The following is a 12,033-nucleotide window of genomic DNA, read 5'->3' on the forward strand; positions in this document are numbered from 1 at the left end:
CCGCTATTACTCATCGCGAGGTTGAACTCCATGTACGAAAGATTTACCGATCGCGCTCGGAAGGTGATGCAGCTGGCGAACCAGGAAGCGCAGCGGTTCAACCACGAGTACATCGGCACCGAGCATATCTTGCTTGGGCTGATCAAAGAAGGCAGCGGAGTCGCCGCCAACGTACTCAAGACGTTGGAAGTCGATCTCCGCAAAATTCGACTCGAAGTCGAGAAACTCGTCCAAAGCGGACCCGACATGGTCACGATGGGGAAACTTCCCCAGACCCCGCGGGCCAAAAAAGTGATCGAGTACTCGATGGAAGAGGCTCGCAATCTGAACCACAACTACGTCGGCACCGAGCATATCCTGCTGGGCCTCTTGCGAGAGCAAGAAGGGGTCGCCGCCCAGGTTCTAATGAACCTTGGTCTGAAGCTTGAAGACGTTCGCGAAGAAGTCCTCAACCTGCTGGGTCACGGCATGGAAGGTGACGGCGGACGCGAAGGCCGCGGTCAACCCGAGAGCAGCTCGGACCCGGCTGCCGCCAAAGGCAGCAAATCGAAAACGCCGGCGCTCGACAGCTTTGGTCGCGATCTGACCGAACTCGCCAAGCAAGGCAAGCTCGATCCGGTCATCGGCCGCGAGCGAGAAATCGAACGCGCCATCCAGGTTCTCTGCCGCCGCACCAAGAACAATCCGGTTTTGCTGGGTGAAGCCGGTGTCGGTAAAACGGCGATCGTCGAAGGTTTCGCACAGCGCGTGATCGACGGCGATATTCCGGAACTGCTGGCCGAAAAGCGGATCGTCGTGTTGGACCTGGCGATGATGGTCGCCGGCACCAAGTACCGCGGTCAGTTTGAAGAACGCATCAAAGCGGTCATGAACGAAGTTCGTCGCGCCAAGAACACCATCTTGTTCATCGACGAATTGCATACGTTGGTCGGAGCCGGCGGCGCTGAAGGCGCCATCGACGCGGCGAACGTGCTGAAGCCGGCTTTGGCGCGCGGCGAAATTCAATGCATCGGCGCTACGACGCTCGACGAGTACCGCAAGTACATCGAAAAAGACAGCGCCCTGGCTCGCCGCTTCCAAGAGATTCAGGTCGATCCGGCCTCGAAGGACGAAACGGTTGAGATCCTCAAAGGTCTGCGAGATCGGTACGAAGAGCACCATAACGTGCAAATCACCGATGACGCGGTCGTGGCCGCGGCCGAATACTCGGATCGCTACATCACTGGACGCTGCCTGCCCGACAAGGCGATCGACGTGATCGACGAAGCCGGCGCTCGCGTGCGGCTTCGCGTGATGACCCGACCGCCGGATCTGAAAGAAATTGACGAAGAAGTCGAAACGCTGAACCGCAAAAAAGAACAAGCGGTCGCCGATCAAGACTTCGAGAAGGCTGCGGCTCTGCGTGATCAGGCCGACAAGCTGAAGAAGAAAAAAGATTCGATCATCAAGGAATGGCAAGAGAAGTCGCGTCAAAAAGATGGCGTCGTCGATGAAGAAGTCATCGCCGAAGTCGTCTCGAAAATGACCGGCATCCCGCTGACCCGGATGACGACCGAAGACACGATGCGCCTGATGCAGATGGAAGACGAACTCCATCGCAAGGTCATCAGCCAGCACGACGCGATCAAAGCGGTGTCGAAGGCGGTTCGCCGCAGTCGCAGCGGTTTGAAAGATCCGAAGCGTCCGACCGGCTGCTTTGTCTTCGCAGGTCCGACCGGCGTTGGTAAGACGTTGCTCGCCAAGGCGCTGGCCGAATTCATGTTCGGCGACGCGGACGCGCTCATTCAAATTGACATGAGCGAGTACATGGAGAAGCACAACGTCAGCCGTTTGATCGGTGCTCCTCCCGGATACGTCGGCTACGAAGAAGGCGGTCAGCTGACCGAGAAGATTCGTCGTCGTCCGTACGCCGTGGTGTTGCTCGATGAAATCGAGAAGGCTCACCCAGACGTCTTCAACATGCTGCTGCAAGTGATGGAAGAAGGCCGTTTGACCGACAGCTTCGGTCGCAACGTCGACTTCCGCAACGTCATCTTGATCATGACCACCAACGCTGGCGCCGGCGCGATCAAGAATGAATCGGCTTTCGGCTTCCAAGCTTCGGAAGAAGGCGCCGAGTACGACAGCATGAAGCTTCGCGTCGAGGAAGAGATCGGCAAGGTCTTCCGTCCTGAGTTCATCAACCGCGTCGACAAGACGATCATCTTCCATCACCTGACACGGGAAGATCTGAAGCTGGTCATCGACCTGGAATTGAGCAAAGTTCGCGAACGTCTGGCCGAACGAGGTTACGACCTCATCCTGACCGACAAGGCCAAAGAGCTGATCATCAAACGCAGCAACCAGAGCGACAAAGGCAACGACTTTGGCGCCCGACCGCTGCGTCGCACGATCGAAAACTCGATCGAAGATCCGTTGTCCGAAGAACTGCTCAAAGGCGAGTTCCAAGGGATGGATCAGATCATCGTCGACGCCGTCGAGAACGACGAAGGCAAGATGACCCGACTCGACTTCAAAGGCGCTTTAAGCGAAAAAGAAGCCGAACCGGTCGCCGCCGGCGGAACCGAAGAAGCGAAGTAACCGCTGCTTCTGAATGACAACGAACAGAAAGCCCGGCCAAGTTGGCCGGGCTTTTTTTCTGACTCTCCTCCCTTTTCTGAAACACAAGGACAAATGTTTTGACGCCGCAATCTTGGATGCGGTAGTCTGAACCCATGCGGCGCTCGCCCGATTCCCGCTTTCAAAATAAGGTGCAGGATGCGTGGGACTCTGAAAATTGCCTGGTTTGCGCTGATTTTCGCCAGCATCGCTTTGATCCCTGCGGCGGTGCGGGCAGAGCATCTGAAGGAGATGTTCCTGCCGCAGTCGGGGCATATCGAGATGAAAGCAAGCATCTCTGTAAAGCTTACGAACGCCGATGTAAGAACACTTGAAGATGTTCTCGCCTTGCGCGAAAAGCTGAACGATCGTCCTTTCGACGAAGCTTCGGTGACATCATGGAAGTTTCTCGAGCGCGCCGGATTGAAGAAAGTCGAACGTGAATTGCCGCCCCCGATGCGAAACGTGCCTGCTGACCAAATGATTCTCAGTTCGGAATGGCAGGATGTCGTGATCGATTTCGACGGTTCGCGCCAAGGCTTTTCCGTCGACGATCCCGGCGACTTGCCGTATCGCTCGGAGGTGACGGTGGGGCCCGGGTCATGCGTCGAACTGGAGCAACTCAACGGCCGTTGGACCTATCGGCACTTTAACTATGTACGAACGCATTCTTGGCGGCACTTCAATTGTGAGCGACTTCTTTCGCGTGAAGCATTTTTGTTTCGCAACAAATATTCGGTCCGCCCGATCGGAAATTTCGAGTTGTTCACCACGATGTTCGAATACCGAGGCCGAGATGAACTGCTGCTCGTTGATCGTGAGCAAGACGCGGTTTTGGTCCGAGCGTCACGTTGGAAACATAACGACCTCATCCATTCCTTTACGCTGCACATGCAGATGCAGTCGCAAGAGTCGCCCCAACCGCATCAGGTTCCGGCAGTCACTTTGCATTTTTATGGGGGACGCGGCGTTGGCGCCGACCGCACCTGGCATTGCAATGTCTATTGGCTGGAGAAAGCGGACTTCGCTGTGACCTTTCCTCCAGAACGATTTGTGCTGAATGTGCCCGCCAAGGAGCGTTACCATGCCGAAGGAGAAAAGTATCCCCGCTGGGTGAACGCCCCAATTTTGGACATCACCCACAAAACGCTGAAGATGGTGACTGAGGAACTGAACAAGCAGCATAAATAGGCTTCCATGCGAACGGCATCGGCAGTCGTTGGACCTCATTTTCATCGACGTAGTCCGCCCTGCTCTGTTAGTTTAAACAAGTCAGGATACGCTTCTTGCAAAGCGTCCGATCATTTCGACCGCAAACAGCGAGGTTTCGGATGTGTACTAGCGCCAAGATTCGGATCCCATTTCTGCACATAACAGCGCTACTCGTGCTGACGTCATTATCCGCCGTGTCGCACGGTGAGAATCTCTCGCTGCTATACGTCCCGACGTCAGGGCATATTGAATTGCAGGCGGCCTCGGGGATACGGATCGATAACGTCAACGTGAAAACGTTCGATGACGTGCTGGCGCTGCGAGACAAACTGAACGATGGTCCGCTGGATGTAAATTCGGTGACATCGTGGAAGTTTTTGAAACGAGCCGGACTAGAGAGAGTGGAGCCAACGCTCCCGCCTCCTCCGCCGGGAATCAAGATCGAGTCGATTCGGCGCGTACCAGCGTGGAAGGAGGTCGAGTTGGACTTTAGCGGTTCCTTGCTCCAGTTCACGAAAGAGACTCCCGATGGCAATTTGTGGTGGAAAGTTACCGTGGGACCAAAGTCATGCGTCAGAATCGATCGCCGCGGGGATCGAGTTGTCTACCAGCATTTCTCCTATCTTTCCAGTTTGCCCGAGACGGGTCTGACTTGTCGGAATATTTTCTCGCGGGAAGAGGGGCTCTTGCAAGGCAGCGGAAATTTTAAACCGCATGGTGAGTTGGAGATTTTTACGGATACGATCGAGGGCAGATCAGGAAGCGACAATATTTTCTTGGTTGATCGTAAGCGGGACGCCATTCTGGCCCACGCAAAGTACTTTCCTAACTCGTATTACGCTCCTTCTGCCGAGCACGTTTATGCCTTCGCGATCCATCTGCAAATGCGGTCGCAAAGCCTGCCGCGCCCACATCAGATTCCCTCACTCACCATGCGTTTTTACCGCGGAGGACGTGGGTGGTATTGCGACTGCTATTGGATCGAGAAGGCGGATTTCGACATCGATATTCCGACTGAGCGATTTGTCGTGAATGTACCTGCACTGCAGCCATATCACGCGTTGGGCGAACATCCGCCGATAAGCCGGGCGCACGTAATTCCGGATATCACCACAAAGGCTCCAGCGACGATACTACACGAGTTGGGCGTCAAATAGCGGGCCTTTTTTGCCTTCTTACACTCCCAGATATTCCCGCTGAAACGCCATCAGCAACCCTTCACTCTCCGGCGCAGCAACGCACGTCGCTTCAAACTCTTCATACGGCACGCCAGCCACGGGTGTTATGCGATTTCCTGCCTCTGCAACGACGATTAGTGATTACTGCGATTGTCGCGCAAGAATTTCTCCAACCCCGGCAGATCGTCCGTATTGATCATGTCGACGCCGCTGTCTTGCAAAACTCGCCACATCGGGGGCGTATCTGGGGTTCCCCAAAAGCGGATTTGTCGTCCATCGGCATGAGCTTGTCGGACCCATTGACGCAGCTTTTGCTTTTCCTCGGCGGGGATCTCCCCTGCTCCGCGCCACTGGAAATGCGATTTCCAATTGTCACTAATCACCGGAATCAAATGGCTGGCTACGTCGCTGTTCAAATCGCTGAGCCGACCGTCGATCCCTGCGAAACGTTTTTTCTCGGCCGCCATGGTCGCTTGAGGACGATTTCCAGAAATCACGACGTTGATAGCGCAAGTCTGGAACTTGTCATCCTGTACCTGCGAAAGCATGTCGGAATAGCTGGCCAGCAGTGTCGTCAGCGCCGCGTAGGTCGGCTCGGCGCTGCTTTTGATGTCAATAAACAATCGAAATGGTCCCCCGCCGGGCTGAACCTGACCGCCGCCGCTACGGACCCGTTGGCGTAACGGATCCAAGTAGAGGGCTGCCAGCGTCCGATCGGGCGTCGTTTCTCCCAGCGTGTGACCTACCAGCAATTTGTCACCCACCAGGAATACGTCCGCTTCAACACTGTTAAATCCATGATCGAGGGCGTCGTACAGCGGGCGATCATGCAAATAGTCGTTGTGGGCGTGGGCCTGGCTAAGTGGCGAAGCTGGCTTGTCGTCGGCTCGTGTGAAGACGGTCTGGGTCGTCAGCAGCAACAGAAAAACCAAGGCGAGCGAAGCGAAGGAGAGTCTCAAGAATTCAGATCCAGTGATCGATTAGGGGCAGGAAGCCGGCAAGCAAACTATCGATTGTAACATGCGGGCTGGCAAGATTGATTGCCGCCAATAATGGGGGACGCAGGGATTTTGGGGAGTTGTAAATCGAATAGGCCCGCCTAAAGATTGCAGACGGGCCTAAGAAATTGGGCGAAGATTGGAGACGGCGTTTTAGTAGCTTCCGAGTACTTGTCCGTCGTTGATACCCGACATACCGCGCCAAGTATTGAGGTCGATCGTTTCCGGAATGAAATGGACCGATCCATCCGCATTCACGACTTGGACGCCGCCGGGATGTTGGCTGCGAGCGGAAAAGAGACGAGTGCTCGATGCGCCGGCACAAGGCAAACCGATTGGTTCCATCTCGTCATTCTTGCAATAGCTCGAAACCAGCAAGTCTGGCGACAAGGTGTTGGGCCCGTAGTGCGTGGTAAAGCCGACATGCTCGCCGAGCCAAATCAGGCCACGATAATCGCCGGTGATTTGCGCTTGCCGGACTTCACCCACAAGGATGGTGTGAGAAAGGCCGTCCGTAATCGCGGCGAAGCGGAAATTTCGTCCCGCATGTTCAAACGGCGCTTGCAGGTAGTCGACGCCGTTATAGGGGGTGGTTCGCGCCAGGTCGGTCGTGCCCAAGTTGCAGGCGTAGTTGTAGTTGGGAACCTCATGGTAGGTCATGGACGGTTCATCACTGGGGCAAAGAAAACTGGGGATCACCTGGCTGACCAGGGTGATATTGTCGGGGTTGCTGTTGTACCCCTTTTTATAATTCCATTGGTCGTGGAAATTGCCCTGCTCTAGGAATGGCAACAGCGACTTTAGCCAGATCAACCCAGAGGTGTTGCCGCTATTGCCGGTCGCGGCTGACTTGAGATACGCGGCGGGCAGCGTCAGAAAGGTATCGTGGTAATTGTGAAACGCCAATCCCATTTGCTTTAACTGGTTTTGGCAAGAAGAACGACGCGCCGCTTCGCGGGCTTGCTGAACTGCCGGCAGCAAAAGTGCGATCAAGGCGCCGATGATCGCGATCACAACCAACAGTTCCACTAGGGTAAATCCCATCCGTTTCGACTTCATCGGCAAACCTCAATAAGCATAAAAAAGGAAAAAGCAGTCGGCTGACTTCGGTTCCGCTTGTTAGCGGCCTGTCTTCAGTTCGAAATTGAACGTATTCGGACCTTCGGCCGAGACTTCGGCGACTAGATCACTATTGGTGCGGTACTTGGCGGGAATCGGATCTTTGAAAGCAGGCACTGGGGCCCCGTTCATGATCGCGTCGGGATCCAAGCCCGATTCAGGCGGGATCGATTGAATGGAAACCTTGTAAAGGCCCGGCTGCATCATCGCTTTGGGAGGAAAATTGTAGTGACCATCGGCGATTCGCCGCGATGCGTTCACACCAGACTCTCCAGCGGGCTCAAAGTGAATCAAGCCATTGGCGACCGGCTGGCCGTCTAACGTGACCATGCCGTCAATGGAGGCGCCGCCAGGAGCCGGTTTACAGCCAACCAGCGCAAGTACGACGAACAATGCACAGAGAATGGGGCGCGTCATCGTGCGCTTCGTCAGCGAAAAAAGCATCATGGCTCCGACCATCATCTCTGCCGTTCGCCAAGCGGGGCAAACGCAAGACAACTGGAAATTGTGTCCAAAAACATTAGCAACAAGGTGCAATTGAATGTATGCGAAATGTGGCTGTTCGCCTTCCCGCCGCACCCGGAGATGGACGGAAATTCACCATAGATTCACAATTGGCTGGCCAAGAGAATGTTTGTGTAGGGCTTGTGTGAGCAGTTGCAGATCAGGCTACTCGAGGGGGGCTACATGCCCAGATACTCGCGCCGAAACGCTCTCAGCAACCCTTCACTCTCCGGCGCAGCAACGCAAGTCGCTTCAAATTCTTCATACGGGACGCCAGCGATCTTTTCGCAGTACTCGGGGTAGGCCCGTACGCGTTCCAGCAAAGTCTCGACCGTCAGTTCGGGGTGAAACTGCGTGCAGTAGATGGGTTTGCCGGTGACGCGAAACGCTTGCTGCGGGACGAGATCACTGGATGCAAGCAACTGTACGCCGGGGGGCAACTCGATCACGCGATCTTCGTGTCCCATGTAGGCCGGAAAACGCGCGCCGAGCGCCGAGAAGATCGGATCGGCTCGTCCGGCGTCGGTCAGAAAGAGCTCGTGCGTGCCGAGCTCTGCATGCTCCAAATCGTGGGTCACCTGGCCTCCCAAGGCTTTGGCGAGCGCCTGAAATCCCCAGCAGGAACCAAACAGCGGGACTTCCAGTTCCACCAACCGCCGTAGTCCGGCCATTGCCCGCTGCAGCCAATCGGCGTCGGTCGCGACCGAGTAATGCCCGCTGCCGCCGATCATCACCATGTTGATTTTCGCCAGATGTCGCTCGCTAGGAGATCCGGCGAGCAGGTCAAACGGCTCGATCTGCGCAGCGTCGCATGCTAACGCGTTCGCAAAACAAGAAATCTCTTGACTACGCATGGGATCATCGGCATTACGGATCTGCACCAGCAGATAGTTTAGGCGTTTCGTCATGCCGCTATTCTACCAAAGCAGCAGATCAATCGTCGTCACCACAAATAGCCCGACGCCGACAATCGTGTTCACATGAAAGAAGGCGAGATTCACCCGCGACAGATCGTCAGGGCGGACGATCGCATGTTCGTAAATCAGCAAGCTCGCGACCGCCGCGACTCCCAGCCAATAGATCAGCCCCAGCGACGGATAGACGACCGGTAACAGCGTTAGCGCCCCGATCATCAGCGCGTGACACACGGCTGCAATTCGCAATGCGCCAGCGACGCCAAAGGTCGACGGAACGCTGTGCAGCTTGGCCGCTCGATCAAACTGGGCGTCCTGACAGGCATAGATAATGTCGAACCCGGCGACCCATAGCAGCACCGCGGCGCCCAGCGTGACGGCCGGCAGCAGATCCAATGGATCGACCAAGATCGCCGCGCCGCGGATCGCGATCCACGCGGCGATCGGCGCTAACATCAAGGACGCGCCCAGCCAAAAGTGAGCCAGCGCGGTCCAGCGTTTCGTATAGCTGTAGCCGAATAAAAAGAGGAGCACCGGAATCGACAACGCCAGCGGCAGCCAATTGGGCCAAAACAGCAGCGTCGACGCGACAAAGCCGATCGAACAGGCGATCGTAAACAACGTCACTTCGCCGACCGACAATACTCCGGCCGGAATATGCCGCGATTGCGTGCGGGGGTTCTCGGCGTCGATCTGGCGATCGGCGAGTCGGTTGAGGGCCATCGCCGCGCTGCGAGCAAAGACCATGCACAGCACAATTCCCAGCAGTTCGCGCCATGAGAAGCGAATGTCAACTCCGGGCGGCGCGGGAGCAGTCCAGGCCATCACCGCCGCCAACAGCGCAAACGGCATTGCAAAAACGGTGTGGCTGAAGCGGATCATCGCCAGGATGTCGCTAATTCGCTGAATCATCGCTCCCCCATCGTCGCATCATCGCGTGCGGAATATCGAGCTGATCCAAAATTCGCGCTACGATAAAGTCGATCAAATCGTCGAGCGAATCGACGCCGTGATACCAGCCCGGCATGGCCGGCAAGACGATGGCGCCGGCTTCAGCGGCCTTGCGCATGTTGTCGAGATAAATCAGCGACAACGGCGTTTCACGCGGGACCAGGATCAGTCGGCGGCGTTCTTTTAAATGGACATCGGCGGCGCGTTGGATCAGGTTATCGCTGGCGCCGTGCACGACGCCGCTGAGCGTTCCGCCGGAACAAGGACAGATCACCATGCCGTGCGATTTGGCCGATCCGCTGGCGATCGGCGCCATGAAGTCGCTGTAGTGGAAGTATCGCAAATTGCCGCTGCGCTGCGGCTGATTTCTTTGGACCGTCGCGGTCAAGCGTCGGTCGTCAGGCCGCGCCTGCTCGTCCAGGATATCGCTCGGCTCGAACTTCTTCAGATCGAGTGCGACGTTCAACTCTTGCAGCCAAACGGCGCGTCCCGAGACGCTGATCGACAGATCGACGTCATAGCCGGCGTGAATCAACACGTTCAGCAAACGCCGAGCGTAAACCGCGCCGCTGGCGCCGGTAATCCCCAGCACAATCGGAGGGACATGGCTCATTTGGTCCCCACGTAGAGCGTCGCGATGCCAAACGTCAGCGACTTGTAGAAGACGTTGTGAAGCCCGACGGCCCGCATCCGCTCGGCCAGCGCTTCGCCATAGGGAAACTCGCCGACGCTATCGGGCAAGTACTTGTAGGCGTCTTCGCGATTCTTGGCGAACAGCCGACCCAACATCGGCAGGATGTTGCGGAAGTACCAAAGGTAAAACGCTTTGAACGGCTGCCAGGTCGGAATCGAAAACTCGAGCACGGCGATCTTGCCGCCTGGTCGACAGACGCGGGTCATTTCGCTCAGCCCCAGATCGGTATTGGTCACATTGCGGAGACCAAACGCGACCGAGACGATTTGAAACGTGTCATCCTTAAAGGGCAGCGCTTGCGTGTCGGCTTCCTGGAAACGGATCATCTCGCCGATGTTGGCGCGGTTTTTCTTCTCTTCCCCCACTTCCAGCATTTCTGGGCAGAAGTCGGTCGCTTCGATTCGGACTTTCCCCTTCGCCGCGCGAAAGTAGGCTATCGCCAGATCGCCGGTGCCGGTGCAGACGTCCAGGATGGGCGCATCGCCTTGGGGGGGGACAATTTGTACGGTTCGCCAGCGCCAATAGCGGTCGACGTTCATCGACAGCAGATGATTCATCCGATCGTATTTTCCGGCAATTTCGGCGAACATTCGCCGGACGCGCGTTTCCGATTTGTCGACGACCATGCGTAGCGTTTTCCCTGGGCGGGCGAATCAAAGCAGTGAAACCACCTAATTTACCGCAAGCCGAGCGTTTCCGTAACACGGCGTCTTGCGACACGTCCGTTACCCCCGACAGCTCCGCTAATAGGTTTGGCGCAGCTAAAAGCAAGCATCCAAGCCCGACTGCGGCACAAGGAGCGATCGCGATGTCAAACGGCCAAATGATCGCCGATATCAAGCAAACGCGGCGTGATGCTTCCAATCGACGTTGTCGCCCCTGATAGCGGAGCTAACAGGGGCTCCCCAGCTACGATGTAGACCGAAAAACCTCGTAACTTCCGGAAATTGACGATCGGTGGCGCATTCCTTCGTGCGCTCTAACGCATTATCATGGCGACCATCTTATCAAGAGGAATCTCATGTCGCCGACGATTTACGTACATCTGCTGCCGGAACTCGCCTCGGAAGAAACGCTCGCTGGATCGACCGCCGTCGTGATCGATGTGTTGCGAGCGACGACCACCATCGTGCATATGTTGGCCGCCGGCGCTGATCATGTCTCCCCCTGCATCTCGATCGAAGACGCCAAAGAGAAGGCGTCGCTGATCGACGGCGCTTTACTGGGCGGCGAACGCGGCGGCGTTCGGATTGATGGATTTGATCTCGGCAATTCGCCCACCGAGTATTCTCGCGACGTTGTCGCCGGCCATCCGGTCATCTTTACGACCACCAACGGCACCAAAGCGATGCAGCGCTGTCAGCGGGCCAGCCGCATCTTGATCGGCGCTTTTGTTAATCTTTCGGCCGTCTGCCGCGAACTTTCTGACGCCGAAAACGTCCATCTGGTTTGCGCCGGAACCGCCGGAGAGGTGACGCGCGAAGATGTCTTGCTCGCCGGCGCCATCGTTGACCTGATGACCGCGACCGGCCGGTGGGAAGTCAACGACGCCGCTCAGATCGCCGCCGACGCTTGGCGAACCGCGCAGGAGAATCTGGTCGCGGTGCCGCTGGTCGAACGATTGCAAAAGAGCCGCGGCGGCCGCAACGTCTTGGCGATCGGCCTGGAAAACGATATCCAGATCGCCGCAACCCTCGACAAGTTTGACCTGGTTCCCGAGCTAGACGCGGCGACCTGGGAAATACGTCTCCGGTAGACGTAACTCCCGATGGCAAGCTAAACTAGGACCTTTTCGTCCCCAACTTTTGGGGCCGACTGGATAGTCGAAACACCCCTTCATCTGTTAGACGAGCCGTAGCCATGGA

11 protein-coding genes are annotated in these 12,033 nt (G+C 56.6%); 4 read left to right on the top strand and 7 right to left on the bottom strand.

Annotated elements, in window-relative coordinates:
- Positions 1 to 30: 30 nt before the first annotated feature.
- The 3 genes from DSM3645_RS11320 (at position 31) to DSM3645_RS11330 (ending at position 4,967) form a co-directional block, all read left to right on the top strand.
- Positions 31 to 2,580 (top strand): ATP-dependent Clp protease ATP-binding subunit, encoded by a 2,550-nt coding sequence (locus DSM3645_RS11320; protein WP_002652298.1) that lies wholly within the window; start codon positions 31 to 33, stop codon positions 2,578 to 2,580.
- Positions 2,581 to 2,757: 177 nt separating this feature from the next.
- Positions 2,758 to 3,789, top strand: coding sequence for a hypothetical protein (locus DSM3645_RS11325; RefSeq protein ID WP_002652299.1), 1,032 nt, complete (start codon positions 2,758 to 2,760; stop codon positions 3,787 to 3,789).
- A gap of 194 nt (positions 3,790 to 3,983) precedes the next feature.
- Positions 3,984 to 4,967, top strand: a complete 984-nt coding sequence (locus DSM3645_RS11330; RefSeq protein ID WP_131282454.1) for a hypothetical protein — start codon at positions 3,984 to 3,986, stop codon at positions 4,965 to 4,967.
- A 155-nt stretch (positions 4,968 to 5,122) separates the two neighbouring features.
- Here the strand turns inward: DSM3645_RS11330 and DSM3645_RS11335 are convergent, their stop codons facing one another.
- The 7 genes from DSM3645_RS11335 to ubiE form a co-directional block, all read right to left on the bottom strand.
- The gene (locus tag DSM3645_RS11335; RefSeq protein WP_116344396.1) at positions 5,123 to 5,947 is read right to left on the bottom strand and encodes a phosphatidylinositol-specific phospholipase C/glycerophosphodiester phosphodiesterase family protein; all 825 of its coding nucleotides are present in this window, start codon (positions 5,945 to 5,947) and stop codon (positions 5,123 to 5,125) included.
- Positions 5,948 to 6,139: 192 nt separating this feature from the next.
- Positions 6,140 to 7,045 carry a DUF1559 domain-containing protein gene (locus DSM3645_RS11340; RefSeq protein WP_002652302.1) on the bottom strand — a complete coding sequence of 302 codons (906 nt, stop codon included), beginning with the start codon at positions 7,043 to 7,045 and terminating at the stop codon, positions 6,140 to 6,142.
- A gap of 60 nt (positions 7,046 to 7,105) precedes the next feature.
- Positions 7,106 to 7,522, bottom strand: a complete 417-nt coding sequence (locus DSM3645_RS28120; protein WP_131282457.1) for a hypothetical protein — start codon at positions 7,520 to 7,522, stop codon at positions 7,106 to 7,108.
- 266 nt (positions 7,523 to 7,788) lie between these two features.
- Complete coding sequence (locus DSM3645_RS11350) at positions 7,789 to 8,517, bottom strand: type 1 glutamine amidotransferase (protein ID WP_002652304.1); 729 nt, start codon at positions 8,515 to 8,517, stop codon at positions 7,789 to 7,791.
- A 9-nt stretch (positions 8,518 to 8,526) separates the two neighbouring features.
- The gene (locus DSM3645_RS11355) at positions 8,527 to 9,435 is read right to left on the bottom strand and encodes a UbiA-like polyprenyltransferase (protein WP_002652305.1); all 909 of its coding nucleotides are present in this window, start codon (positions 9,433 to 9,435) and stop codon (positions 8,527 to 8,529) included.
- Entirely contained in the window at positions 9,419 to 10,087 is a 669-nt protein-coding gene (locus DSM3645_RS11360; RefSeq protein WP_002652306.1) for a UbiX family flavin prenyltransferase, read from the bottom strand. The genes DSM3645_RS11355 and DSM3645_RS11360 overlap by 17 nt, the downstream gene beginning before the upstream one ends.
- Complete coding sequence (gene ubiE / locus DSM3645_RS11365) at positions 10,084 to 10,794, bottom strand: bifunctional demethylmenaquinone methyltransferase/2-methoxy-6-polyprenyl-1,4-benzoquinol methylase UbiE (RefSeq protein WP_002652307.1); 711 nt, start codon at positions 10,792 to 10,794, stop codon at positions 10,084 to 10,086. Before ubiE ends, DSM3645_RS11360 begins: the two co-directional genes overlap by 4 nt.
- A 395-nt stretch (positions 10,795 to 11,189) precedes the next feature.
- Here ubiE and DSM3645_RS11370 point away from each other — a divergent pair, with 395 nt between their 5' ends.
- Complete coding sequence (locus DSM3645_RS11370; RefSeq protein WP_002652308.1) at positions 11,190 to 11,924, top strand: 2-phosphosulfolactate phosphatase; 735 nt, start codon at positions 11,190 to 11,192, stop codon at positions 11,922 to 11,924.
- Positions 11,925 to 12,033: the final 109 nt, after the last annotated feature.

The organism is Blastopirellula marina DSM 3645, from assembly GCF_000153105.1.
Taxonomy (GTDB): domain Bacteria; phylum Planctomycetota; class Planctomycetia; order Pirellulales; family Pirellulaceae; genus Blastopirellula; species Blastopirellula marina.

Bases quoted from the DNA above. Each gene is read 5' to 3' on its own strand.
- DSM3645_RS11320 (WP_002652298.1), top strand. From the start codon at position 31: ATGTACGAAAGATTTACCGATCGCGCTCGGAAGGTGATGCAGCTGGCG.
- DSM3645_RS11325 (WP_002652299.1), top strand. From the start codon at position 2,758: ATGCGTGGGACTCTGAAAATTGCCTGGTTTGCGCTGATTTTCGCCAGC.
- DSM3645_RS11340 (WP_002652302.1), bottom strand. From the start codon at position 7,045: ATGAAGTCGAAACGGATGGGATTTACCCTAGTGGAACTGTTGGTTGTG.
- DSM3645_RS28120 (WP_131282457.1), bottom strand. From the start codon at position 7,522: ATGACGCGCCCCATTCTCTGTGCATTGTTCGTCGTACTTGCGCTGGTT.
- DSM3645_RS11350 (WP_002652304.1), bottom strand. From the start codon at position 8,517: ATGACGAAACGCCTAAACTATCTGCTGGTGCAGATCCGTAATGCCGAT.
- DSM3645_RS11355 (WP_002652305.1), bottom strand. From the start codon at position 9,435: ATGATTCAGCGAATTAGCGACATCCTGGCGATGATCCGCTTCAGCCAC.
- DSM3645_RS11360 (WP_002652306.1), bottom strand. From the start codon at position 10,087: ATGAGCCATGTCCCTCCGATTGTGCTGGGGATTACCGGCGCCAGCGGC.
- ubiE (WP_002652307.1), bottom strand. From the start codon at position 10,794: ATGGTCGTCGACAAATCGGAAACGCGCGTCCGGCGAATGTTCGCCGAA.
- DSM3645_RS11370 (WP_002652308.1), top strand. From the start codon at position 11,190: ATGTCGCCGACGATTTACGTACATCTGCTGCCGGAACTCGCCTCGGAA.